We start from the raw sequence: 22,623 nt of genomic DNA, 5'->3' as shown, positions 1-22,623 counted from the left end.
ACCACGCCACGATCGGCCCGGACGTTGCCATCACTCGCAGCGGGCAGCGCCAAGTGGCCGATGTCCCGCCAGCGGACAAAACCGACGGTAGGCGTGCGCCCCGAACCCTGCATCCTGGGTGTCCACCGCAGCAGCAGCTCAACGACCGCCTCGTCACTGCCCAACGGGACGAACGCGCTCAGCCTGAATCGCGGCGGCAGACATGGGCAGTCGCTGTCCCGTCGCCCGCCGGTCGACGCGTCCGCGCCCGCTGAGCATCACGGCTGCCATGCGACCGTATGGAGGCACAGGCGCCAGGGCCGGGACGGGGCCCGCATGTCACTCCAACGGCTCACGTCAGGCGGTGCACTCGCTGCGGGCAGGGTCTGCTGGGAGCCGAAAGGCATCCCCCACAAGGAGGCCGATCATGTACGAGATGCGTCCTGGACCCAACCGTCCCGGCAGCACCGTGGTGTGGCACGTCACCGCCAAACAGACAGCCATCGCCCTGTGCGGACAACAACTCCCTGACCACATCCATCCCTCACAGGCCGAGCAGGCGCGCCACTGCCCCGCATGCATGGCCGACTTCGCCCAACTCGTTGCTACAGCCCCGTCGTGAGAACTCCATGACCTCGTTTCTGTCCCCCCTCACGGAGGGACGGCCCGGGTGTTCGCCCGACGTACAGGGCTTCGGCGCCCCTCACCGTCCCGGTCGGCTGCCCGGAGCGCAGCGCGGCGAGGGCCCCGTCAAAGGACGCATGTGCCGGAACCTGCGGGACACAGTGTTCAGTCCCCGTTTGCTTGCGGATCTGTGCGAACGCTGCCGAGGTCGACTGGGCTGGCGGTGATGTGCGCAAGGGCGTCCTGGAGTCGGCGGACGGCGTCCTCCGCCTCCGTGTATTCCTCGGGCCTAGGAAGGACAGTGCCGAAGGTACCGCCGCGGTCAGCCGGCAGGGCTCGCCAGCGCAGGATCGGTTCGAGCGCGTTGAGGGCGCCGGAGAGAAACCAGGCCAGACGGCCGTGCGTACGCGCGAGGGAGATGGCCAGGACAGCGAGGGTTTCCCGCAGGTGTTCGAGGCGCTTGATCTGCGGCAGAGCCTCCTGGACGTCCCGCGGGCCGACAACGTCGCGCAGACCGGCCTCGGTATCCCGTGCGAGTGCCCGGTCGCTCGGCGTCAATCTCCATACTTGATCGTGGATCTGCTGTTCAGCTTCCTCAACCAGCGCCGCGACGCTACTGCGCATGTCCATGCAGATCACCCTAATGAACGGGCCACCGCCACCCGACACAGCCTCCTGGCCTTGGAGTCATCCGGGGTGGACTGCCCTGGTACATGTCAAGGACACGTTCACGTTCGCGATGACGCCGGGCGCCATTTTGGGGGCATACGGCCGCCCCCCGTGCATGCCCGTTCGCGTCGGGTGCCAGGCCGAAGTCGAGGTAGTCGGCCCACATCCCGAGCCGGCCCGCAGGATGGCCCGACGACCGACCGTTGCAGAAGCAGCACCAGGGCAATGAGGGGGCCGATGGCGAGCGGGGCGCCGGTGATGGCGAGCGTGTACAGCGACGGCGAGCCGGAGCCGCGCTCGAGCAGGGAGTTCAACCCGACCGTGAGAGGGACGGTCCGGCTACCGGCACAGCAGTACCTGCTGGAGACCATCGGCACAGAACCCGCGAGCGAGGACGAGATCGTGCGCCCGGCGCGTCGTTTCCTTCTCCTGATGCCTGCTCCGCTCGCACCGCCGCGACCGCCACGTCGCCGCGGGGAGTCACCCGGTCACGAGGGTCGTCAGGCTCTGCGCGGGAAGCTGTGCTGTGAAGGAGCCGTTCGTCACGGTGATCCTGCTCTGGGGCGCGAGGTTTCGGCTCGCGTCCGTCAACCAGACCGACACGCCGGAGGAGGTGTTGTTGAGCAGAGTGAACTGCTGGCTCACCGGCGAGGTGCCCTTGTTGACGGCCACGATCACCACACGGGAACCGCTCCCCTTGTACGCCGAGAGGTACACGTTCTGCTGCGGGTTCGCCGTCACCGCGAGCCGCACGTGCCCCGGGCGGACGAACTTCGAGAAGTGCGCCATGCTCGCTCCCCGCTTGCTGATCCGCCCGTCCTCCCGCATGGGGCCGTATCCGCGCCGGATGTACCACCACACGTATGCCTGAAACTCGGCGTCCACCATCGCGCGATGAATGTGCTCTCCCACGTCAAGCGCCTGGGGCCACAGATCGGCCGAGTCGGTGCTGTTGGGGTAGTAGACCTCGGTCATCCACAGTTCCTTTCCGGCGCCCTTCTGCTTGAAGAGGGGGTACGGGAAGTTCTGGAACGGTGTGCCGTAGAGGTGCGCTCCCAGGATGTCCACGTTGGCCAGGGCAGCGGCGTCGTTCAGGATCGGGTCCGAGAAGCTCTTCACGTACTGGAAGGACTCCGGGGCGATCACCTTGGTGCTGATGGAGCCTGCGTTCTCGCGCAGGAACCGGGTCATCTCGCTGGGGGTCCACCAGGTCCAGTCGTGAGCGTAGTCTGGCTCGTTCTGCACGGAGATGGCGTACAGGTCGACTCCGTTGTTCCGCATGAACACCACGAAGTCGTTGAGGTGTTGCGCATAGGCGCCGTACATGCTGTATCGCAGCCGCTTCGCATTGGTCTGCTGGCCGTGGACGAAGGTCTCCACCATCTGGCTGGGTGGATTCCACGGCGAGGCGAAGACGGTAGCCCCGAGTTCCACCGCGCGCTTCGCCGTCGCGACCTCGCGACTCCAGTTCGCCCGGTCCTCGGAGACGAAGATCCTCAACACGGAGAAGCCGAGCTGGCCGTCACCATTGCCGAAAGCCGTCTCTCTCTGGGCGGCCGTCAGATCGCCGATCCACAGTGGGTGGTTCATGCCGCCGAACCCTCGGATCGTCTGCCGTGTCGCGGACGGGTCGACGACCGCCGTGGCCGCCGCGGCGGACGGGCTACGAGGTGCTGCCACCGCTGGTGTCGCCGCGGCGAGCAACGGCAGAGCGCTCATGGTTGCGAGAACGGATCGGCGACTGGGGTGGTGCAGTTCTGCTGCACCTAAGTCATTGCGGTCTGACGACATGGGCGATTCCTCCTTGTTTTTCCTGATCTACTTCTGACGCGTACACTTCCATCCCTAGTGATCACCGAACCGAAATTTTCGGATTTCGATTACCCGGCTTAGTCGGGAAGGGGCACGTGGGAGCGCATGTCTCGGGAAGAACGCAGAGCGGTTCACTGTGGGAGCGCTCCCCTCGCGTCGAATATTTCGACGACGGGAACGATCGTAAGGCGGTGTAGGGACCGTAAGTTCGCGGTGTTCCGGCGTCAAGCCTTTCGCGCACTCCGAGATTCCGGTTCACTCGGCGAGTCACCCCCTTCGTTAGGAGAGCGTCCAGCTCTACGAGGCGGCGGATGACTGCGTGACCTGGGTCGGTCGCCTCCCTCGAAAGGTGTTCGCCCGCAGTCCGAAAAAGCAGGATGCTTCGACGGCCGTCGGTCGGGTAGCGTGCGGGCCATGTCGAGTCCTGAGTCAGACAAGGTGGGGGCTTTCGGTCACGCCGTCAGCCCCCTGAACCACTGAGCTCGTAGCCCTGCCGTCACGCCGCTTTCTGCGGTGGGACGAGTGTGCGCTCGGGGCCGGCCGTGGTGACGAGATGACCTTCTCTTGCCTCGCCTCACCTCGGAGCCACTCGATGCCTCTCCCGCTGTACCTGCTTGCCCTGGCGGTCTTCGCCATGGGCACCTCGGAGTTCATGCTCGCCGGCCTCTTGCCGGACATCGCCTCGGATTTCGACGTCACCGTCGGGACGGCAGGCGTGCTCACCTCGGCCTTCGCGATCGGCATGATCGTCGGTGCGCCCCTGGTGGCCGTACTTGCCCGCAACTGGCCCAGGCGCCCGGCCCTTCTCGGCTTCGTCCTCGTTTTCGCGGCAGCTCACGCCTTGGGCGCCGTCACCACGAGCTTCCCCATCCTGTTCGCTACCCGAGTCATCGCCGCGCTCGCGAACGCGGGGTTCCTCGCCGTCGCTCTGACAGCTGCGGCCGGTCTGGTCTCACCGGACAGGAAGGGACGCGCACTGGCCGTCTTGCTGTCGGGCACGACGGTGGCCACGATCGCCGGTGTCCCCGGCGGGTCAGTGCTCGGCACGGCACTCGGCTGGCGGGCCACCTTCTGGGCAGTCGCCGCTCTCTGTCTGCCTGCTGCTCTAGGCATCCTGAAAGGCGTCCCCGCGGGACGTGCCGAGGACGAAGCGACCGGCAGGCCGGCGTTGCGAGCAGAACTCGCCCAGCTCGCCCGACCGCGGCTGATCCTCGTAATGCTGCTCGGCGCACTGGTGAACGCGGCTACCTTCGGCAGCCTCACCTTTCTTGCCCCCGTGGTAACCGACAGCGCCGGGCTGGGCGAGCTGTGGATCTCTGTCGCTCTGGTGCTCTTCGGTGCCGGTTCCTTCGTGGGCGTCACCGTCGCGGGACGGCTGTCCGACCGAAGCCCCGGCCCGGTCATCGCTGTCGCCGGTCCATTGCTGCTCATCGGCTGGCCCACTCTGGCGGTGCTGGGCCATGTGCCGGCCGCCCTGTTCACCCTCGTGTTCGTGCAGGGCACGCTGTCGTTCGCGCTGGGCAGCACGCTGATCACACGGGTCCTTTACGAGGCCGCGGGAGCCCCCACGATGGCTGGCTCGTATGCGACTGCGGCTCTGAACGTGGGCGCCGCCGTCGGCCCCGTCGTTGCTGGAGCCACGCTCGACACCGAAGCCGGGGCCCTCGGGCCGCTCTGGACGAGCGGTCTCCTCGTCGCGGTCGCGCTGCTCATCGCACTCCCCCTGCGCACCGTCATCAGGGCCGGCCGGGGTACCGAGGTGCTGTGATGACACATGCGACCTCCCCCGTCTGATGTCGTCGAACGGAGCGAGCAGCTGCGGCAGGACGACAGGTGGTCCGTCTGCCGAATCACCCTCGCACTCGCGAGCCAAGGCGTGCGGAACAACGAACGCACGGTAGGCCGGTGGCCAGCGCGCCTTGGCAGCAACCAGCGCCGCTTCCTCGACCTTGACGGCTCGACCCACGGGCGTCCGAAACGGATCGTGGCCCGCAACCCGGGCCACACGGTGCCGACCCCAGCCAACCCTGTCCGCCGCCTTCCCGTCATCGCCCCGGAACATCCCCGTCGGCACGGCCTTTCACCTACACGATGGCTGCGATCGGGCCTGGTCGCCCAGCCCACACCCGAACCGCTGCGCGACCTGCGCGAGGCCGCGTCGACGACAATCAGACGGACTCGGGCCTGAACGACCACCGGTGGAGACCGCCCGAACCGCTCACCAGGGCACGGGCGTTCCGTCCCAGGAGAAGAAGCCACCGGTGGGGCCGTCGTTCGGGAGCAGGGCCAGGCGGAGGGCACCGTGGGCGGCCTCGGCCGGGTCGCCGCCGGCAGCGGCGGCCCGGGGATTGAGGTCAGTGGCTCGTATGCCGGGGGCGAGCGCGTTGACCTTGAAGCCGTCCTCGGCCAGTGTCTGGGCGTAGAAGACGGTGAGGGCGTTGAGGGCGGCCTTGGACGACCGGTAGGCGGCCCCGTTGCCGCTTCCCGGGGTGAACTGGGGGTTGGGGTTCGTGCTCCAGGTCAGCGACGCGGTGCCGCTGGAGACGTTGACGATGCGCGGGTGCGGGGACCTGCGCAGGGCGGGCAGGAAGGCATTGGTCACCGCCACCACCCCGAAGACGTTGGTCTCGAATGTGTGCCGGAACTCCTCGACACTCGTGTCGGCCGGCGGTGCGAGTGACGGTGAGATCCCGGCGTTGTTGACCAGCACGTCCAGGCGGTCCACCTGGGTCGCGGCCCGTGCGATGCCGGCAGGATCTGTCACGTCGAGGACCAGCAGGCGGGCGCCTGCGCCGATCTCCTCGACGGCTCGCTGTCCGAGCCCGGGATCGCGGGAGCCCACGTACACGGTGAGGCCCTCGGCGGCGAGGAGCCGGGCGATGTGCTTGCCGATGCCCTTGTTGGCACCGGTGACCAGAGCTGTGCGATCGTTCATGGGACAACGGTCCCCTGGTCGTGGGCGCCCTGCCAGGGACAACCTGTACCAGGCAAGCGGCCGGAGGTGGCATGGCGCGGCAGGAACTGGCCCGCTTTCTGCGGGACCGCCGAGCGGGGCTGCGCCCGCACGAGATCGGCCTGACAACGACGGGCGCCGACCGCCGTACACCAGGCCTGCGCCGCGAGGAGGTCGCGGACCTCGCCCACATGTCGGTCGACTACTACACGCGACTGGAGCAAGCCCGCGGACCGCGGCCATCGCCCCGCATCCTGGACGCGCTGGCCCAGGCCCTGCGCCTCACGCCGGCCGAGCGCAGCCACCTCTTCCGCCTGGCGGGATCGAACCCGCCGCCCGGCAGCAGCGCCGTGCGGCGGGTACGCCCGCACGTGGCCCGGATGCTGGAGCGACTGCCGGAGACCGCTGCCATCGTCACTGACGCGGCGTATGGCGTCGTCGCCTGGAACCCCCTGGCCCAGGCACTTCTCGGCGACCTCGGAGGCGGGACGACGAACCTGGCCCGGCGCCGCTTCCTCGGCCAGGGGCGGATGTACGAGAGCTCCAGCGCCGAGGAGTTCGGGCACATCGTGGTGGCGCGGCTGCGACGGGCCGCCGACCGTTACCCGCACGACCCGCAGCTGACCGCCCTGCTGGCCGAACTGCACACCGGCAGCGAGGAGTTTCGGCACATCTGGCAGACGCGTCCGGTCCACGCCCCCGGGCACCGCTCCAAGATCCTCGACCACCCGGAGACCGGCCCGCTGCGGTTGAACTGTGACGTCCTGCTCGTGCCCGAGGACGACCAGGAAGTCGTCCTGATCACGGCCGACCCCGGATCACCTGCCGCGCGAACCCTGCACAGGCTGGCGAGGCAGACGACCTGAAACACAGGACTGGCACAGATCTCGCCAGTGGTTGCAGCGTCTCAATCACATGATCACTGCGGCCTGTGCCGCACAGCAGGTGTTCTTTCGCACCGCGGAATGCTGAAAGTGTGACCACCGCAAACACGCGATGAAGAGCCGCCTCGTGATTGACATGGCCCGCGGCATGCTGATAGCCGGCCACGGCTCCCAGCCGGACCAGGCGTGGCAGCTCCTGCCGACCGCCTCTCAGCACACCAACACCAAACTTCACACCGTCGCCGAGGCCATCACCCGGGTAACGGCCTGCTGTCTGCCAAGGAAGGGCCGCAATACCTGAGGAGGCCGTAACGCCCTGCCCGCTCCTCGGCGACGAGGTACCTGTAGTGGTACCTAGCGAGGTACCGTTGACGTATGCCTGCACTCAACGTGGAATTCAGCGAAGAAGAGATGGCTCGCCTCCGTGAGCGAGCGGCTTTGACGGGTCGGAGTCTGAAACAGCACGTGCACGACGTGACAGTGGAGGAGGCCGACCGGCTCGCCTTCGTAGAAGGGGCGGTGGCCGAAGCCACGCGCATCCTGCCCGGCGTGGCGGCACGCTTCCCTGAAGGACAGCGGTGAGCCCGATCATTCGCGTCGACGTCGGCTGGGTGCTGCAGATCCAGTCGGCGATCTCCCCGCTGAACGTGCCCATCGCGGACTGGGGCGCTCTCGGGTTCATGGCCGACCGGCACAAGTTCGAACGGCAGCGCGGCGCCCTGTACTACGAAGAACCTGCCTCCCGAGCCGCGACCTTTCTGCACACGGCGCTGCTGCTTCGGCCCTTCACCGACTACAACCTGGTCATCGGTTGGGCCTGCACCAGCCAGTACATGCACGTCTCCAACCAGCCGCTCCAGGCCAAGGACGACGAGCTGTACGAACTCGCCCAGGCGGTCCGCACCCAGGAAGCCGACCTGCGCACGATCGCCCAGCGCTTGGAGACCTGGCGCAGCGAGTGACGCCTTCCGGGGCTCCAGTCATCCCATAGGTCCTTGAACGGCTGGGATTGCCGAGCCGCCGCTCGCAGTGGTTGTCACCTTGAGTACGGGATTGACGGGCTCCGCGAGTTCCTTGCTGGCAACAGTCACGAGGCGGCCCGGTGCGTCATTCTTCAGCAACGCGCTCACATACTCGACGGCTTCTGCAGGCGAGAACCATCGGCCCGCGTATCCGGGCCCGGTAGTCGGTCTCCCACTCCCCTGCGCTCGCGGTCCCCCGTCGACGCAGTCGAACAGGTATGGACCCCAGCCGACCAGCATGTCCTCGACCTTCCACGTCCGCACGAACTTCTCGGACTGCCCGTAGACGGTCCACGCCGGCTCGTGCTCTTCGACGCTGAGCACGGCCATCCGCACTGCTTCTGCACCGAAGGCTCACCACTGCTGATGGTCGAGCACCGGATACACCTCGACCGCCTCCGCGGCGACATCACGCTCGAATACACGTGCAGCCTCCCGTGCCAGCCACCGCCCGGCTCCTGGACGAAGCCGGCAGGGCCCGCGTTCAGGAACTCATGAAGCAGAAATTCGTCTTGGACCGCCTGGTCGGCGCCGTCGACCACGTTCTGCGCCGCAAGCGCCCACTGGTGGCATCGCCGTCTCCGCCTGAGCGGGACCGCGGCGCTGTGTCCGGTTGAGAGCTACCTCAGGCCGCCTCGTCGGACGGTGAGGCGATCGTGACCGCGGCAGGGGTCCGGGGAAGGAAACTGCGCCTGGCCAGACCCAGTACGGTCCGGGTTGCGAGCAACGTGTACGCCAGCGTGGCGATCGCCAGAGCGAGATAGGTCAGGGGCTCTTGGCCGGCGACGCGCTTGGCGTCCAGCCAGTGCACACCGTTGGTGAAGACCGCCGCATAAGAGAAGGCGAATGCCCAGTATCCGGGCCCGAAAGGCGCACGGCGGTACGTACTCGCCAGGCAGACCTGCACGAGGACCATCAGGAGTGCGTATCCGCCGAGGATCTCTGCCCCAAGATCGGCCTTTCCTCCGTTGATGGCGAACCATGCATTGCCCGCCACAACCGGCGGAGCGACCTCGATCGCGATTGTCGGTAGCAGTGGAGCAGGCAGCATAGGCTGCGTGAAGAGGCGGAGCAGGAGAATGGAGCCCAGAACGAACCAGCAGACCATTCCGTAGCCGAACATCAAGTGCGACAGCGTTTTCCAGCCGAGTGCGGAGCTGCAGGCGGATGCGATGAGGCCTCCTGCGACGGTGGGCAGGAAGTATCCGGGATGCCACTGCCTCAGTTCGAGGTCCGCACGGATCCAGAGGCTGGTCAGCCACGATCCCAGCACGATGGTCAGCACGAGGCTGACCGCGAAGACGGCCTCCCCCGCTGTCCGTGCGTGAGGTGCAAGGCCTATTCCCAAGAGCATGGGAACAATGGCGATGAGCGCGGTGAACGGACCGGTCGTGGGATCCGCCATCTCCGTGCGGAGTCGCCCCTGTGCAATCGTGTTCCGCAGATAGGCGAACAGAGTCACAAGCCAGATTGCTGCTGCCAGGATCCACAGAAGGTACGACGGCCAGGGCGGTGCTGCGACGGTGTCCGTCGCGGTGCTCCAGACCTGGGCGAGGCCTGCTGTACCGAAGCCGATGCCGAAGAGGTTGGGAGTAAGTCGGTAGGGAGATCTGTTTCTCATCGTGTCTCACTTCATCCGGTCGCCCGGCGCATGCTGATTCTTCTCGGCCATGACTTTTGACGCAGCCTGAAGCCGACCAGGGATCTCATGTCCTTGGAGGTCCCATGCGGGGCGTCGCTGGATGTTCTAGGAAATGTCCGGGTGGCGTTGGTTCTCGACCACGTCGAGGAAGACGCGTTTGAATTCCGCGTAGACGTCCGCTCCGAGACGAGCTGCGTGACGGTCCTGCATCTGCGCCATGATCGTGTCCGCTGCCGCCATTTGAGCTCGGCCTCGTTGCGTCGGATACACGAGCTTGGCGCGCCGGTCTGCGGGGTCGCTCCGCCTTTCGACATAACCGAGGTCGGTGAGCTCGTCAATCAAGGTGCCGATGACCTGCTTGTGCTGCCCTGACCTACGGGCCAACTCCGTCGCCCGGATGCCGGATTCCTGGATGTAAGCCAGGACGGCTCCGTGCCGCGGCTTGAGGTCATCGAAGCCGAAGCTTGCAAGGCGGGAAAAGAGCTCGGCCTGTACAGCGAAGAGCAACCGGCCAGCCAGCACTCCGAGGTCTGGCGTGGCAACGTTGCGATCCATCCGACTCACTCTGCTTTCTCTTCCGCCCTGACCGGCCATCGCCGTGGTTGCCAAGTCTTGAAATTCTAGCGGCATGACATCCAGGGGAAACGCGAGCCGTACCTGGCCGCATTTTCGGACGCTCCTTTCGATGGTTTGGCGGGGTTTGTCGTCGTTCGCAACCTGCCGCGTATGCCGACGTTAGTCACCTGACATCTGCCATCGACCGCCGGAAGGCGTCCGACTCATTACACGTGTGACATCGATCGGCCTGTAGCTCGCTCCTTCAGGGCACCAACACAGGCTTGACCGCCAGGCCGGACCTCATCTCTTCGGCGGCCCGCTCGATGTCGCCGAGCGGGAACGCCTTCACCAGCTCGCGTACCGGGAGTCGCCCATCGGCCACCATGGTGGCCAGCCGCGGCAGGAACTCGGGCGGGTTGCTCTGCCCCTCCACGACCCCGACGATCCGCTTGCTCGCGTTGACGATGTCGGCGACGTCCAGAGGAGCAGTTGCACCGAACGCGGGTACGCCGACCACTGCGGCGGTCCCACCTGTTGCCAGGCTCCTGACCGCCTGTGCCAGCACCGCCGGTACGCCGCTGCTCTCCACCACCAAGTCGGGGCCGCCGCCGGTGAGGTCCCTGAGCGCTTGCACGGGGTCGTCGGTGCCGCTGTTGACGACCTGCGTGGCGCCGAGCTTGCGGGCGAGCTCGAGGCGGGAGTCCTTGATGTCCACGACCACGATCTCGCGCAGCGGCAGCAGGGCCGCGGCCATCAGTGCCGCAAGGCCGACGACGCCCCCGCCGAAGATCGCCACGGTCGAGCCGCCGCTGGGCTGGAGGACGTTGAGCACGACGCCCGCACCCGTCTGGACGCCGCAGCCGAGCGGCGCCAGCTCCTGCGCCGGCACGTCAGCGACGTTGTCGGGTACGGCGATGGTGTTGCGCTCCCTGGTCAGGGCGTATCCGGCGAACGACGATTGCCCGAAGAAGTTGCCGTGCAGGTCGCCGTCGGCGGACGACAGGGTGCAGCTTCCGTCGAGCCGGGTGCCGCGCGTGAAGTTGTACGCGACGAACTCGGCGCACTGGGAGGGCAGTCCCGACACGCAGCCGGTGCACCGCCCACACGAGTCGAAGGTCAGGATGACGCGGTCTCCCGGGCGCACGGCGGTGACGGCCTCGCCGATGCGTTCGACCACGCCGGCGCCCTCATGACCGAGGACTCCGGCGAGGGGGAACGGGAAGTCGCCGTTCCGAGCGGCCAGATCGGCGTGGCACATTCCGGTGGCCTGCACCCGCACCAGGATCTCATCGCGTCGTGGCTCCTGGACCTCGATCGGGCGGAGCGCGAACTGTGCCCCCCTGCGGTCCACCACGGCTGCCGTGGTCTGAGGCATCCGCTCTCTTCCTTTCTGCCCTGCGTACGACCGGGCTGCGATCGGCACATGCGTGTCGCATCCCCATGTCACTGCCTGGCGAGGGCGTGCGGAGGGTCACCCAACCAACTGTCAGTCACTAAGACTGATAGTCACGATTCATTACTAATGACTCTATAGCCATCCCGTCCGAGACGCAAGGACGTCGCCGCAGCGACCGAACGGTCCAGCACAACGGGCGGTTGCGGGCGGCACGCAACCGCGCTAGCGTCAAGTAGTCACTAACCTTGACTGTCACTGAACATTTCTAATCGCGTGTTCAGGTTCCGAGAGGAAGTACCGGCGGCATGACCACCGAGAACAAGTTCCACGAGTTCCTGACCTCCGAGAACGCGGCGCTGGTCTTCGTCGACCACCAGGTCGCGCTCTACAGCGGCGTGCGGGACACGAGCTTGCTGGAGCTGAAGCACAACGTGGCGGCTCTCGCCAGGGCCGCGCGCGTGCTGGGTCTGCCGACCGTGGTCACCACCACGGCGGCGGACAGCATGTGGGGCCCGCTCGTTCCCGAACTGGCCGAGGCACTCCCGCGCGACCTGGAGGTCATCGACCGCAGCACGGTCAACGCGTGGCACGACAGCCGTGTACGGGACCGGATCAAGGCCACTGGGCGCAAGAAGCTGATCTTCACGGGCATCTCGCTGGAGGTCTGCGCATCCCTGCCCGCCATCGCCGCGACCGCCGAGGGCTACGACGCCTACGTCGCGCTCGACGCCTCCGGCACCTTCTCCGACGCCAAGCGGGAGGCAGGCCTCGTCCGGCTCCAGCAGTCCGGTGTCATCGTCAGCGACTACGCCACGCTGATGGTGGAGATCCTCGCCGACAACGCCGCCCCGGAGGCCGGGGAGCTCTACGGTGCGCTGGACATGCCCTTTGCCACCTTGGTCGGCCAGATCTCGGCCGCCTACACCAAATAGCCTCGCTGCGGCCCGCTTACGGTGGCCGCCGAACGACTTCGGGCGACAGCACTGGCCGGCCCTCGGCGCTCAGTCCACCTCCGTTCCGGGCCGGACGCGGCGCGGTGGGCGCCGAGCATCGGCCGGCCACCGCGCCAGACCACGCTCTTCGGCACGGGTTCCGCGCCGATCGTCCACGCAGCGAAGCAGGAGACCCGTTCGCCAGACCTGGAGGTGCTCCTGCTCCGCGGCCGGCCCACCCGCGAACCGGTGCCGCACTACGGGCCGTTCGTGATGCAAGCCATGACGCCCCCTCCGGCAGGACAGACCCCGCGGCCGCGATCGCGGGCGGCCCAGACCCCTCGAGCAGAACCGCACACGCAACCAACCATCGCGGCCACCTCCATCCGAGGTGACCAGTGACCTATCGACCAGGAGCTCACCGTGTCCGTCATTGAATTGACCACGTTCGTCGTCGCACCGGACAAGACGTCCGAGATGCTCGCGGCGCGCAGCGACATGCTCGCCGCCTTCCGCACGGACCGCCGCGGTTTCCTCGGAGCGCGGCTCGTGCGCATCGACGACAACACGTGGCTGGACATCGTCGAGTGGACGGACGCGCGGGCGTATGACGACTCCAGCGCCAAAGGCGGCAACCTCCCGGAAATCGCCGCCTTCTTCGACACCATCGAGAAGTTGGTGAGCGCCCGCAGCGGCGTGCGCTACGACGACGCCGAGGACGGCCGCCGCGCAGTGCGGACCATTGCCTACGGCACCGAGCCTTCACAGACGGGTGAGCTTTATCTGCCGGCGGGAGACGGCCCGTTCCCGATCGTCGTCCTCATCCACGGCGGCTGGTGGACAGCCATGTTCGACCGCAGGCAGACGGTCCATCTCGCACAGGACCTGGTTTCACGGGGATTCGCGGTGTGGAACGTCGACTACCGGAGCATCGGCGAGCCCGGCGGTGGCTGGCCCGGAACCTTCGAGGACGTCGCCGCCGCCGTCGACGCGGTGGTCGGGCTCGATCCAGCCGTCGACTCCGGACGGGTCCTGGTGGTCGGTCACTCCGCCGGAGCCCACCTGGCCACGTGGACGGCTCATCGCGCCAGCCTGCCGGACGGCGTTCCCGGCGCGCACCCCAAGGTCAGGCCGCTCGGTGTCGTCAGCCTCGCCGGCGTACTGGACTTGGTGGCAGCGGACGAAGAGCAGCTCGGCACCGTGCTCGCGGACCCGGACGCCGAACCACCGGCCGGCGCCCCTGCACCCGCCCGCCCTGAGGTGTGGCCCGGCGTCGCAGCCCGAGTGGGCGAAGGCATCACGCCCCTGCTGCTGGGCGGACATGTCCCGGAAGTCCCCGACCGATACTCGGTGGCTTCTCCGGCCCTGATGGAGAACGGGGATGTGCCAGTGCTCGTGGTCCACGGGACCGAGGACGAGGTCGTTCCCGCCTCCTACAGCCGCAACTACGCTGAGGCGGCGACCACCAAGGGCGCGGACGTCACCTTCGTCCCCTCACCCGCTGCCGGTCACTTCGAGGTGATCGACCGCGACGGTCACGCCTGGGGAGTCACCGTGGAGTGGCTGGGGCGACGCCTGGCTGCGGCGCAGGCCAACGGCTGAGGCGCGGCAAGGCGCCCCCGATCCGGCACCAGGTCCAGCGGCGCCGGATCGGGATGAACGCCGGCCGCACCAGACGCCGACGCCCCGGATTGCCAGATGTGGCCCTGGCTGGGTCCCTAGGAACCCCCGGCAAGGCCACAGCCGTGCTTTGTCGCGCGCTCGGTCTGCGGTCTGGTTCGCATCGCGACAGCGTCAAGGTGTTATCGGGACGCCGATGAGAAATGGCGCTGACAGTCGTCTGATTACCGACCGGTCGACGTGGGACGCGCAACAAGGGAGAGCAACGGAATGAGACCACTTCGATACTCGATCAACGTCACGCTCGACGGCTGCTGCCATCACGAGGCGGGGCTCCCCCCGGACGAGGAGTCGATGCGCTACTGGACCGCCGAGATGGAGCGAGCCGATGCCCTGCTGTTCGGCCGGGTGACCTACGAGATGATGGAGTCAGCGTGGCGGAAGCCGGCCACGGGAACGTGGCCTGACTGGATGGGTGAGTGGCAGATCCCGTTCGCCGAGGCCATCCACCGGGCGAAGAAGTACGTCGTGTCGAGCACGCTGAGCGCGGTCGATTGGAACGCCGACCTGGTGCGAGGCGACTTGGGGCAAGCGGTTCAGCGGCTCAAGCAGGAATCAGGCGAGGGCCTGTGGGTGGGTGGCGTGACGCTCCCTCTGGCGCTGGCAGATCTGGGACTGATCGACGAGTACGAGTTCCTTGTTCAGCCAGTCCTCGCCGGACACGGGCCGACGTTGTTCGCCGGTCTGCGCGAGCGCATCCAGCTCGATCTCGTGGACCGCCGCGAGTTCCGGTCGGGGGCGGTAGCCCAGCGATACCGGCCTACACAAGTCACGGCTTGACTTGATGTGTCCTGGCACGTTGGCCGCGCCCTCGACGGACATATCGACGGGAGACATCGCCCCGAGACGCCGCTAGCGGACAAGGCAAGCGTTGCGCGACGTGGCACTGACAACGCCTGACAGAATGGGCCTGCGGGGCTTGTACCGCCCCGTCATGCGGCCATCGAGGTCCCCCGACATCCTCCAGGACGGCTCAGCCCCCCATCTCACCGTCATGGTGCCCCATGCCAGCAACCCGTCGCCGCCCAAGGCCAGTTGTGCACCGGCAGGGCGGCACGTGCGGAGTCCGCACGTGCCGCCCCCGGTCTCACGGTCCTGCGCAGAGGTCGTTGATCCACTTGTGCGAGGAGATGTTGTCGTTCAGGGTCTCGCCCTGTCCGGGGCCGTCGTTCAGGAATACCCACTGTGACAGGTCGGCGTAATACCAGCCGTTGTCGATGCAGGCGTTCGTGCCACCGTAGCCGGTGTCCCAGTAGACGACGACGTTCGCGTAGGAGCCCGGGTAGCCGCGGTTCTCGATCGAGCTTGCCTGATTTCGCATGTTCCCGCCGGGCGAGCAGGTGGTCCAGTCGGTGTCGTTGCCCAGCCAGCGGCAGTACTTGCCCGTTCTGTTCGCGCCCTCCCAGGCGTAGAAGTAGCCGTCTGCGGCCGCAGCCGAGGAAGCGGCGGGAGCGGCGGACTTCGGGCCGGGGGTGAGCGCGGGGGCCTCTGCTGCGCCGGCGGTCCCCGGTGCGGCGAGAATGCTCAGACCCGCGAGGGCGAGCCCCGCGAGGCCCGCGCCGATCTTCCTGGTTGATGCAGACATGGCTGTCTCCCTGATTGTCGCTTTCGTGGTCGCGCGGTCAGCGCCCGGGCAGAAAGGCGCGAGCCCGCGGAAGCGCGGCCCTCTCCAACTGGAGGCGGCTGTCCACCGCCGCGCGGTACTGCTTCTGCAGACGCTGGTCATAACCGGCGTCCAGCCGCTGCGCGGTGGCGGACAGCCCGGAGCTGTGCGCGCACCGCGCTTCGTCGACAGCGGTACGCACTTCCTCTTTGTGGTCCTTGGCCCTGTCTGAGGCGAATGCCGCACGGGCCTGGCTCGGAGCCGTGTAACGGTGACCGTGTCGGCGCATGCACACCGCCCATTCCCGCGTGGATTCGCGGAACTTCGGATCGGCGAGGACGTCGGCCCGGCGGATCGACGCGAGTGAGTTGGTCACCGCCTTGGCCCGGAACCATTTCCCGAGGCCGCCGTAGAGCTCTCCCTCTGTCTCCGCCAGGCAGCCGTCAGTACTGCGCCCCGCGATGGCGCCGGTGGGGAGGCGTACCTCCAGGCCTCCGGTTCTTCCGCTGTAGGCGTCGACCGCCTGCGTCCTGCGCTGCGGAGGCAGACTTTGCAGGTAACGGCGGTTCGGATCAGTGCGCCTCACCTGGGCGATGCGCCGCAGCACGTCGCTGCCGTACCCATGCCGCTGCGCCCAGGCCACGTCGTCCACCACGTAGGGGAACGACCTGTCCTCGGGCACCGGATTCTCGGGTACCTTCCACACTTGGAACCCCTTGCGGGCCATGCAGCTCTGCACCATGGCCTGTTCGGCGTCGTACAGCAGCGACTTCTCCCGCGCCGTCAACGGCCGTGCCGTTCCCGCGGGCTTCATCCCAGCGGGCTCTTCTGCCCGCGCCTGCGGAGCCTTCCCGTTCGAGCCGCAGGCGGCCACAGCAAGGATCATGAGTCCCGAGACGGCGGCCGATAACAGGCGTCCAAACGCGGTGTCCCCCGTGTTGCCCATGGAGTCGTCCCACTCTTCTTAGTTCTCGGTCCCAGTGCGCCGTCGGGTGCGGAGCAAAGAGCCGTCCAGCGGCACTCCATCCCGCCACCCTTCGGGTGATCTTCCTCAGCGCGCGCCAGACGCGGGGCGTGGGTAGCCAGCAGACCGATGACTCGCCCCCCCCAGAGGTGACGGGGCGCGATGTACGCGTTCTCGCTGGCTTAGGCCCACCACCGTCACGGTCGTCGCCTGTGGCTCTTGGTCATGTTCTACGGCCGACTCAGGCGTCGTCCCAGCAGTAACCGTTCTCGACGGACAGTCCGGCGTACTTGTCACCCTTCAGGTAGACGGCGCTCACCCAGTACGAGTAGCGGCTGCCCTTCTTGCCAGTGGCCACCCAGACGTCGTTCGAGTAGCCGTTGTCCGTGATGGTCTCGCCCCACTTCCAGCACAGTCCGTAGACGGTGTAGTTGGCCGGGTACACGTCCTCCCGGGCGCTCTTCGAGGTCGGGTAGTCCCGTACGTTCACCCGCTCGTACGTGGTGATCATTGCGCCTTGAGCTGCTGATGCCGGGCTGGTAGCGATTGCGGAGCAGCCGGCGACCAACGCAGCGACCAGGGCCGCCTTGACGGCATGCCTCATACGTTCCCCCTGTTCGTCCAACGGTCACAGCGACATTGGCACCCACCCGCCGGGGGCGCCATGTTTTCGATCCCCTTCGAAACGTCTGTCTTCACCTTCGAACTGGCAGGTCACCACCGAGGCTCCGCGCCTTGTGTGCCCCGGACAGCAGGTCGGCGGGTAGCTCCATCGGCGGGTAGCTCCAGGGGGATGCCGATCCGAAGCGTGGTCACGCTCTCCCCGGTGCGCGCGGTCATGACCGCGAGTGCCTGGTCGTAGCGGGCCAGCACGGCACGGCATTCACCGAGCAGCGTCGGGCCGGTGTCCCTGGCCTGCACGCCCGTGGAGGAGCGGATCACTAGCTGGTGATCGAATTCGCGTTCCAGGGCGCTCATGGTCTGGGACAAGGCGGGCTGGCTGATGCGCAGCCGCAGTGCTGCCGCAACAGGCCGCCCTTTCCACCAGGGTCACGAAGGAGCACATCGCTCGGATTCCCGCCCAAAGCTTGAGAGGTGCGGTGGCGAAGCCCCGCAGGCGCCATCGCACTTTTTGTGACTGTCTTTGGCAAGCCCCCGCCAGGCGCTGTGCATGCCGCTGAGGCAGGAGTTGAAAAGGGACACAGGACGGATCGACCGCCCGAGATCACTTCAGGAGCCGTCCGTGTGCCAGCAGAACCCTGCCTACTTCACCGCATTCAAGAACCTGGCGATGAGCCGTACGGATTCGGGTGTGCTCACGCTGCGCTTCCATACCGACGGCGGTCCGGCCACCTTCACCGGTGCGACCCACACCGACTTCACCGCGCCCTGTTCGAGATCGGGGAGGACCGCGGGAAACAAGTCTGGTGCTTGACTGGCACGGGCGACCGGTTCATGACCGACATCGACGGTGCCAGCCTGGGCGACATCACCAAGCCGGCCCATTGGGACCGCACCGTGATGGACGGCCGCGCGTGCTGCTGCGCCTGGTCGACCCGGAGATGCCCGTCATCGCCGCGGTCAGCGGCCCCGCCTCCGACCACAGCGAGTACGCCCTGCTCGCGGACATCGTCATCGCCGCCGACACCACCGTCTTCTCCGACTTCCCCACCTGCCCTTCGGCATCGTCCCCGGCGATGGCGGCCAGACCTGCTCCAGCGGGAGTACGTCGGCCACCGCGCCCCTGCGCTCGGGCAGCGCGGCCGTGAAGGAGCCCTGCGGCAGGGGCAAACAGCGTTGTTCGGTCTCAGCGCGCTGAGGCGCCGTGCCGCTGGCAGGGGCGGATGCTTTGTGGCATCGACGGACAGAAGGTCGTGGGGGGGGGGGGGGGGGGGGCCCCCCCCCCCCCCCCCCCGGCCCCCCCCCGGGGGCGCCCCCCCCCGAGGAGATATTTAAACCGCGGGGCGGGCGGGGGGGGGGGAGTGTGGTGAAGGGGGGGGGGGGGGGGGGGGGGGGTTGGGGTTGGGGGGGGGGGGGGGCCGTGGGGGGGGGGGGGGGGGGGGGGGGCCCCCCCCCCCCCCCCCCCCACGACCGGTCGGCCGCATCTGTCGCGACCCACCTGAGTGATAGGTATCTACGCCGTGGTCAGGGCGTGATGGCGATCTTGTCGAACTGGTTGATCGCTGACTGGCTCACGTCATGGGAGGTGGAAAAGATCCCGGCGTCCTGCTCGGCTGCGGCCGAAGGCAAGGATACGGGCTGGCCGATCGGCACGAAGTTGGCGCCGTCGTAGGAGTACGAGGCGCCGAACGACGTTCCGGAACGGGTGAGTTTCACCCAGACCGGGCGGAAGACGTCGACAGCGGCGCGGGCGTCGGCGTCCAGATACCCGTCACCGTCGGAGTCCCACTGGAACACCACGCCGTTGCGAGCAGTCACCGCGACGACGGCATACCCGGCGGACGCTCCCGCCTTGTTGATGTCGTTGCGGACCATGACACCGGACTTGGCCCACGGGTTGGCGTCGTTGACCGAGACCACTCGGGTGGAGACGCTGGAGCCGGACCCCAAGGCGCCGGCCCGGTAGACCGAACCGAACTGGTCGTCGCGCTGACCGCCCGCACCCCAGACGTCGGCACCGGCCGCCGCGATCCCGAATCCGTCCCCGCTCTGGCCGAAGTAGGAGCTGACGGCCGATCCACCGGCGGTGTCGAAGCCGCCCGCCACGGGTGCGTGGAACTCGCATCCGCTGAAGCCGAACTGGTTGGCGTTGAGCGATGTCCGGAACCGCGGCGCGACACCCGCCTGACAGATGACGTCGCGCGCGCCGGCGGGCCAGTTGCCCCCGGTGACCTTGACGTTGTTGATCAGCTTGTTGTTGTGCGCCTCGGCGTTCGGCGTCGAGGCTCCACCCGAGTTGTACCAGTTGTTCTGGATGACGTTGTCGCTGGTGTTGTTGCGGAGGCTGTATGCGTTGGTGAAGACGAAGGATCCGCCCTGGACCACGTTGTTCTCGTACGTCATCGAGCGCGAGCCCTCGTCGAGGTAGAGGCCGACTCCTGAGATGTTGAACAGGTAGTTCTTGGCGACCACGGTTCCGGGGCTGGCGGAGAGGTTGTACACCGATCCGCCGTCCGCGAAGCGGGCCTTGGTGTTGTGCACGAGGTTGCCCTCGATGCGGTTGTTCTTGAGCGTGGTCGGGGTCGTGTACAGCGGGTTCCACTTGTAGTAGCCGCGGTCGACGTAGTCGTTCGACCCTCCGGCGTCGTTGATGCCCCAGCCGTAGCCCGTGTCGATGCCGTCGTAGGGGACGTTGGAGACCTCGTTGTGCAGGATGCGGGCGTCCGTGACGTAGGTGCTGAGGATGCCGCTGTTGTCCTTGTAGTCCACTGCCACGCGGTTGATCGTGTTGTCGGCGATCAGGACGTCCCGGTTGGTCATCCTCGGGTCACTGGGGTGGTGCGCGTCGGGCAGTACGCCGCCGACCGCTATGCCGTGGCCGCTGTTCTCGGTGAACCGGTTGCCGACGACGTCGATGTCGCTGGCGCCCAGACCGATGCCGGTGCGCGTGGCGTTGGCGTCGTTTCCGATGCCCAGCGCGGACTGGCCGAGGTTGGTGAACGTGTTGCCGGTGAACGAGATGCGGCTGGCGGCGGAGACCTGCACGGCGGCGGGCTCCTGGTACCAGCTGGTGCGTGCTCGTTCGAACATCTCGCAGCCACGTGAGCAGCTCGTGAAGGCGTCGGCCGGACGGTACTTGTAGGCGCCCTTGATGAACAGGCCGTTCTGCTGGTCCGCGTACCCGTCGGTCGAGGGGCCGAGCCAGGAGGTCCCGGAGAACTGGATGCCGTCGAAGGCCAGACCGGTGACCGGCCTGTCGTACGTGCCGCCGATGCTGATCAGTGTCTCCAGGCGGGGCAGCTCGATGTCGAGCCGGTTGGGGTCGATCCCGTCCGCCGGCTTGTAGTAGAGCTTTCCGGCACCCGGATCCACGTACCACTGTCCGGCCTGGGTGAGGAACTTCAGCGAGTTGTCGAGGTACCAGCTCGGTCCGGCCAGGAAGGAGTTCTGGACGGTGTCCCAGCCCCACGTGTTGTTGTCCCACGCCGGCTGGGCCATCTTGATCTCGGTGCCACTGATGCTCTGCACCGGCGAGTAGCGGTTCGTGAAGTCGCCGAGGGACTCGAACTCGATGCGCCCTTGGTCGGGGAGGGTGGCGAGGTAGTTCAGCGCCGGGTTCTTGATGGTGAGTCCGGTGGCGGTGGGAGTGACGTCCGTGTTGGCGAGGCGGATGGCGGCGCGAGGTGCGATCACGCCGTTCACGTAGAGCTGGCGGGTGTCGAGGCCGCGGGGGGTGTCCGCCTCCCAGATGCCCGGGCCCGCCCCGGATCTGGACCAGCCGGTGACCTTCTTGGCGCCGGTGATGACGGGATGGGCGTCCGGGGCGGCGGTCCAGTGGATGGTGTGCTCGCCGCCGCCGTCGTCGGGTCCGAACCGGAGGGGCTCGGAGAGGCGATAGGTGCCGTCGGCGAGCTGAACGCTCACCTCACCGCGCTTGGCCGCGGGGCGGGCGACGTGCTGAGCCCGCTCGAGTGAGCACGGCTGCGAAGGGCTGCAGTGTCCGGAGTCCTTCCCGTCCGGCGCCGCGAAGTACACCGTCCGGGGCGCGGCTTGCGCCTGGAGGGGGATGAGCGCTGATGCGATGACGGCGCAGGTGCCGAGCGTGGCGAGGAGTCCCGCTCTGCGCCTCCATCGAGCGCTCACCGAGCGTGTCGAGTCTGACGTCGATGTCATGTTCGATCGCTTCCTGTGACTGGGGCCTTGAGGCCCGCCACAGGGTTAGCATACGTATGATGTTTGCGACAAGATACGTACGATGTTTGCTTGAGGCGCTGGAGTTCTAGCTCGTGCGAGCGGGGTCCGGAACCAGTCCCGTGACGTGCAGCTCCTCCCACAACGCCTCCGGAATCACCGCCCGATACCGCGCGACGTTGCCGCGCACGTGCTCAGCGGTGCGCACGCCCGCCACCACCGAGGTGACCGCCGGATGGCGCAACGGGTAGTGGATGGCGGCGGGGAGCTCGACGCCGTGCCGCTCGCAGACGGCTGCGATGGGGGCGGCACGTTCGATGAGGGACCGCGGCGCTGCCCCGTAGTCGTAGTACGCCGAGCCGTCGACGGCCGCAGGGCTCAACAGACCGGAGTTGTAGACCGCCACGACGACGCCGACGCCGCGCTCGCGGGCTGCGGGCAGCAGGCCGTCCAGGGCCGACTGGTCGAGGAGGGTGAACCGCCCGGCGACCATGACCACATCGACGTCGGTCAGCCTCACGAACTCGGTCAGCATGGCCGCCTGGTTCATGCCGGCGCCGATCGCACCGACGGCACCCTGGTCCGGAGCTCGGTCAGCGCTCTGATCCCGGTCGACGATGCCGGTCCCCAGTGGTCGTCCGGATCGTGCAGGTAGGCGATGTCGAGCCGGTCGGTCCCGAGCCGCGCAAGCGACTCCTCCACGGAACGGAGGATCCCGTCGCGGCTGAAGTCCCAGACCCGTTTCGTCGTCGCCAGCACGACGAACCCGTCGTCGTCGAGCCGGTCGGCCGTGTCCGGGCTGTCGACGAGCAGACGTCCGACCTTCGAGGAGATCACCACATCTTGTCGAGCGGTCGCACGCAGGGCGGCCCCCAAGCGCCGTTCGGACAGCCCGAGGCCGTAATGCGGCGCTGTGTCGAGGTAGCGGATCCCCTCCGCAATCGCGGCTTTGACCGCGCTCGTCGACTCGTCGTCGGTCGTCTGGTGAACAGATTGCCGAACCGGGCTGCACCCAGCCCCAGTTCAGTGAGCCGGTGCCCGGTGCGCAGGCTCCGGGCGGGCAGCGTCTTCTCCGTGGCGGCGTGGTCGCGCG

General features: G+C 67.6%; 24 protein-coding genes and 1 pseudogene. 12 read left to right on the top strand and 13 right to left on the bottom strand.

The genetic code is table 11. The annotated features are described in order from the left end of the window. The first annotated feature begins 406 nt into the window (after nt 1-406). A complete protein-coding gene (locus tag ACIQJT_RS37805; protein WP_402650144.1) occupies nt 407-601 on the top strand; it encodes a hypothetical protein in 195 nt (64 codons plus the stop codon). 167 nt (nt 602-768) lie between these two features. Here the strand turns inward: ACIQJT_RS37805 and ACIQJT_RS37800 are convergent, their stop codons facing one another. Together ACIQJT_RS37800 and ACIQJT_RS37795 are read right to left on the bottom strand one after the other, a co-directional pair. Further along, the gene (locus ACIQJT_RS37800; protein WP_402650143.1) at nt 769-1,233 is read right to left on the bottom strand and encodes a hypothetical protein; all 465 of its coding nucleotides are present in this window, start codon (nt 1,231-1,233) and stop codon (nt 769-771) included. A 519-nt stretch (nt 1,234-1,752) separates the two neighbouring features. Beyond that, nucleotides 1,753-3,063, bottom strand: coding sequence for a glucuronoxylanase (locus tag ACIQJT_RS37795; RefSeq protein WP_402650142.1), 1,311 nt, complete (start codon nt 3,061-3,063; stop codon nt 1,753-1,755). 613 nt (nt 3,064-3,676) lie between these two features. Between ACIQJT_RS37795 and ACIQJT_RS37790 the strand changes: the two genes are divergently transcribed. Continuing rightward, nucleotides 3,677-4,852 carry a Cmx/CmrA family chloramphenicol efflux MFS transporter gene (locus tag ACIQJT_RS37790; RefSeq protein ID WP_402650141.1) on the top strand — a complete coding sequence of 392 codons (1,176 nt, stop codon included), beginning with the start codon at nt 3,677-3,679 and terminating at the stop codon, nt 4,850-4,852. 450 nt (nt 4,853-5,302) lie between these two features. On the opposite strand, the gene ACIQJT_RS37785 is transcribed toward ACIQJT_RS37790, so the two are convergent. After that, nucleotides 5,303-6,019, bottom strand: a complete 717-nt coding sequence (locus tag ACIQJT_RS37785) for an SDR family oxidoreductase (RefSeq protein ID WP_402650140.1) — start codon at nt 6,017-6,019, stop codon at nt 5,303-5,305. A 71-nt stretch (nt 6,020-6,090) separates the two neighbouring features. On the opposite strand from ACIQJT_RS37785, the gene ACIQJT_RS37780 reads away from it, so the two are divergent. The 4 genes from ACIQJT_RS37780 to ACIQJT_RS37765 all read left to right on the top strand — a co-directional run bounded on the left by ACIQJT_RS37780 (nt 6,091) and on the right by ACIQJT_RS37765 (nt 7,883). Continuing rightward, entirely contained in the window at nt 6,091-6,903 is an 813-nt protein-coding gene (locus ACIQJT_RS37780) for a helix-turn-helix transcriptional regulator (protein WP_402650139.1), read from the top strand. Nucleotides 6,904-7,033: 130 nt separating this feature from the next. After that, nucleotides 7,034-7,222 carry an ANTAR domain-containing protein gene (locus ACIQJT_RS37775; RefSeq protein ID WP_402650138.1) on the top strand — a complete coding sequence of 63 codons (189 nt, stop codon included), beginning with the start codon at nt 7,034-7,036 and terminating at the stop codon, nt 7,220-7,222. A 74-nt stretch (nt 7,223-7,296) separates the two neighbouring features. Next, a complete protein-coding gene (locus ACIQJT_RS37770) occupies nt 7,297-7,503 on the top strand; it encodes a hypothetical protein (RefSeq protein ID WP_402650137.1) in 207 nt (68 codons plus the stop codon). Continuing rightward, on the top strand, nt 7,500-7,883 hold the full coding sequence (locus ACIQJT_RS37765; protein ID WP_402650136.1) for a hypothetical protein: 384 nt from the start codon (nt 7,500-7,502) through the stop codon (nt 7,881-7,883). Before ACIQJT_RS37770 ends, ACIQJT_RS37765 begins: the two co-directional genes overlap by 4 nt. A gap of 18 nt (nt 7,884-7,901) precedes the next feature. On the opposite strand, the gene ACIQJT_RS37760 is transcribed toward ACIQJT_RS37765, so the two are convergent. The 4 genes from ACIQJT_RS37760 to ACIQJT_RS37745 all read right to left on the bottom strand — a co-directional run bounded on the left by ACIQJT_RS37760 (nt 7,902) and on the right by ACIQJT_RS37745 (nt 11,518). Next, nucleotides 7,902-8,273, bottom strand: a complete 372-nt coding sequence (locus ACIQJT_RS37760) for a hypothetical protein (protein ID WP_402650135.1) — start codon at nt 8,271-8,273, stop codon at nt 7,902-7,904. Between the two features lie 295 nt (nt 8,274-8,568). Continuing rightward, nucleotides 8,569-9,564, bottom strand: coding sequence for a TDT family transporter (locus ACIQJT_RS37755; protein WP_402650134.1), 996 nt, complete (start codon nt 9,562-9,564; stop codon nt 8,569-8,571). Between the two features lie 126 nt (nt 9,565-9,690). Then, nucleotides 9,691-10,140, bottom strand: coding sequence for a MarR family transcriptional regulator (locus ACIQJT_RS37750; RefSeq protein WP_365464088.1), 450 nt, complete (start codon nt 10,138-10,140; stop codon nt 9,691-9,693). A gap of 265 nt (nt 10,141-10,405) precedes the next feature. After that, nucleotides 10,406-11,518, bottom strand: a complete 1,113-nt coding sequence (locus tag ACIQJT_RS37745; protein ID WP_402650133.1) for an NAD(P)-dependent alcohol dehydrogenase — start codon at nt 11,516-11,518, stop codon at nt 10,406-10,408. Between the two features lie 326 nt (nt 11,519-11,844). Here ACIQJT_RS37745 and ACIQJT_RS37740 point away from each other — a divergent pair, with 326 nt between their 5' ends. The 4 genes from ACIQJT_RS37740 to ACIQJT_RS37725 all read left to right on the top strand — a co-directional run bounded on the left by ACIQJT_RS37740 (nt 11,845) and on the right by ACIQJT_RS37725 (nt 14,931). Further along, nucleotides 11,845-12,471 carry an isochorismatase family protein gene (locus ACIQJT_RS37740; protein ID WP_402650132.1) on the top strand — a complete coding sequence of 209 codons (627 nt, stop codon included), beginning with the start codon at nt 11,845-11,847 and terminating at the stop codon, nt 12,469-12,471. A gap of 21 nt (nt 12,472-12,492) precedes the next feature. Further along, nucleotides 12,493-12,873, top strand: coding sequence for a pirin-like C-terminal cupin domain-containing protein (locus ACIQJT_RS37735; protein WP_402650131.1), 381 nt, complete (start codon nt 12,493-12,495; stop codon nt 12,871-12,873). A 21-nt stretch (nt 12,874-12,894) separates the two neighbouring features. Continuing rightward, nucleotides 12,895-14,073, top strand: a complete 1,179-nt coding sequence (locus tag ACIQJT_RS37730) for an alpha/beta hydrolase (protein WP_365464099.1) — start codon at nt 12,895-12,897, stop codon at nt 14,071-14,073. 288 nt (nt 14,074-14,361) lie between these two features. Then, entirely contained in the window at nt 14,362-14,931 is a 570-nt protein-coding gene (locus ACIQJT_RS37725) for a dihydrofolate reductase family protein (RefSeq protein ID WP_402650130.1), read from the top strand. A gap of 307 nt (nt 14,932-15,238) precedes the next feature. Here the strand turns inward: ACIQJT_RS37725 and ACIQJT_RS37720 are convergent, their stop codons facing one another. The 4 genes from ACIQJT_RS37720 to ACIQJT_RS37705 form a co-directional block, all read right to left on the bottom strand. Further along, a complete protein-coding gene (locus ACIQJT_RS37720; protein ID WP_402650129.1) occupies nt 15,239-15,736 on the bottom strand; it encodes a peptidase inhibitor family I36 protein in 498 nt (165 codons plus the stop codon). Nucleotides 15,737-15,773: 37 nt separating this feature from the next. Next, the gene (locus ACIQJT_RS37715) at nt 15,774-16,700 is read right to left on the bottom strand and encodes a hypothetical protein (RefSeq protein ID WP_402650128.1); all 927 of its coding nucleotides are present in this window, start codon (nt 16,698-16,700) and stop codon (nt 15,774-15,776) included. Between the two features lie 259 nt (nt 16,701-16,959). Further along, the gene (locus ACIQJT_RS37710) at nt 16,960-17,229 is read right to left on the bottom strand and encodes a hypothetical protein (RefSeq protein WP_365464111.1); all 270 of its coding nucleotides are present in this window, start codon (nt 17,227-17,229) and stop codon (nt 16,960-16,962) included. Between the two features lie 203 nt (nt 17,230-17,432). Next, nucleotides 17,433-17,696, bottom strand: coding sequence for a hypothetical protein (locus tag ACIQJT_RS37705; RefSeq protein WP_402650127.1), 264 nt, complete (start codon nt 17,694-17,696; stop codon nt 17,433-17,435). Nucleotides 17,697-17,961: 265 nt separating this feature from the next. Between ACIQJT_RS37705 and ACIQJT_RS37700 the strand changes: the two genes are divergently transcribed. Then, entirely contained in the window at nt 17,962-18,153 is a 192-nt protein-coding gene (locus tag ACIQJT_RS37700) for a hypothetical protein (RefSeq protein WP_402650126.1), read from the top strand. 100 nt (nt 18,154-18,253) lie between these two features. Further along, nucleotides 18,254-18,487 (top strand): hypothetical protein, encoded by a 234-nt coding sequence (locus ACIQJT_RS37695; RefSeq protein ID WP_402650125.1) that lies wholly within the window; start codon nt 18,254-18,256, stop codon nt 18,485-18,487. Between the two features lie 376 nt (nt 18,488-18,863). On the opposite strand, the gene ACIQJT_RS37690 is transcribed toward ACIQJT_RS37695, so the two are convergent. Together ACIQJT_RS37690 and ACIQJT_RS37685 are read right to left on the bottom strand one after the other, a co-directional pair. Further along, nucleotides 18,864-21,512, bottom strand: coding sequence for a right-handed parallel beta-helix repeat-containing protein (locus ACIQJT_RS37690; protein WP_402650124.1), 2,649 nt, complete (start codon nt 21,510-21,512; stop codon nt 18,864-18,866). Between the two features lie 106 nt (nt 21,513-21,618). Further along, nucleotides 21,619-22,594, bottom strand: a pseudogene (locus ACIQJT_RS37685) (aldo/keto reductase). Nucleotides 22,595-22,623: the final 29 nt, after the last annotated feature.

The organism is Streptomyces sp. NPDC091972, assembly GCF_044756385.1.
Classification (GTDB): Bacteria; Actinomycetota; Actinomycetes; order Streptomycetales; family Streptomycetaceae; genus Streptomyces.
This window is presented reverse-complemented; position numbering and strand designations above follow the sequence as displayed.

Excerpts from the sequence above, each read along its gene's own strand:
- ACIQJT_RS37805 (WP_402650144.1), top strand. The coding sequence starts at position 407 with ATGTACGAGATGCGTCCTGGACCCAACCGTCCCGGCAGCACCGTGGTG.
- ACIQJT_RS37800 (WP_402650143.1), bottom strand. The coding sequence starts at position 1,233 with ATGGACATGCGCAGTAGCGTCGCGGCGCTGGTTGAGGAAGCTGAACAG.
- ACIQJT_RS37795 (WP_402650142.1), bottom strand. The coding sequence starts at position 3,063 with ATGTCGTCAGACCGCAATGACTTAGGTGCAGCAGAACTGCACCACCCC.
- ACIQJT_RS37790 (WP_402650141.1), top strand. The coding sequence starts at position 3,677 with ATGCCTCTCCCGCTGTACCTGCTTGCCCTGGCGGTCTTCGCCATGGGC.
- ACIQJT_RS37785 (WP_402650140.1), bottom strand. The coding sequence starts at position 6,019 with ATGAACGATCGCACAGCTCTGGTCACCGGTGCCAACAAGGGCATCGGC.
- ACIQJT_RS37780 (WP_402650139.1), top strand. The coding sequence starts at position 6,091 with ATGGCGCGGCAGGAACTGGCCCGCTTTCTGCGGGACCGCCGAGCGGGG.
- ACIQJT_RS37775 (WP_402650138.1), top strand. The coding sequence starts at position 7,034 with ATGAAGAGCCGCCTCGTGATTGACATGGCCCGCGGCATGCTGATAGCC.
- ACIQJT_RS37770 (WP_402650137.1), top strand. The coding sequence starts at position 7,297 with ATGCCTGCACTCAACGTGGAATTCAGCGAAGAAGAGATGGCTCGCCTC.
- ACIQJT_RS37760 (WP_402650135.1), bottom strand. The coding sequence starts at position 8,273 with ATGGCCGTGCTCAGCGTCGAAGAGCACGAGCCGGCGTGGACCGTCTAC.
- ACIQJT_RS37755 (WP_402650134.1), bottom strand. The coding sequence starts at position 9,564 with ATGAGAAACAGATCTCCCTACCGACTTACTCCCAACCTCTTCGGCATC.
- ACIQJT_RS37750 (WP_365464088.1), bottom strand. The coding sequence starts at position 10,140 with ATGGATCGCAACGTTGCCACGCCAGACCTCGGAGTGCTGGCTGGCCGG.
- ACIQJT_RS37745 (WP_402650133.1), bottom strand. The coding sequence starts at position 11,518 with ATGCCTCAGACCACGGCAGCCGTGGTGGACCGCAGGGGGGCACAGTTC.
- ACIQJT_RS37740 (WP_402650132.1), top strand. The coding sequence starts at position 11,845 with ATGACCACCGAGAACAAGTTCCACGAGTTCCTGACCTCCGAGAACGCG.
- ACIQJT_RS37725 (WP_402650130.1), top strand. The coding sequence starts at position 14,362 with ATGAGACCACTTCGATACTCGATCAACGTCACGCTCGACGGCTGCTGC.
- ACIQJT_RS37720 (WP_402650129.1), bottom strand. The coding sequence starts at position 15,736 with ATGTCTGCATCAACCAGGAAGATCGGCGCGGGCCTCGCGGGGCTCGCC.
- ACIQJT_RS37715 (WP_402650128.1), bottom strand. The coding sequence starts at position 16,700 with ATGGGCAACACGGGGGACACCGCGTTTGGACGCCTGTTATCGGCCGCC.
- ACIQJT_RS37710 (WP_365464111.1), bottom strand. The coding sequence starts at position 17,229 with ATGATCACCACGTACGAGCGGGTGAACGTACGGGACTACCCGACCTCG.
- ACIQJT_RS37705 (WP_402650127.1), bottom strand. The coding sequence starts at position 17,696 with ATGAGCGCCCTGGAACGCGAATTCGATCACCAGCTAGTGATCCGCTCC.
- ACIQJT_RS37690 (WP_402650124.1), bottom strand. The coding sequence starts at position 21,512 with ATGACATCGACGTCAGACTCGACACGCTCGGTGAGCGCTCGATGGAGG.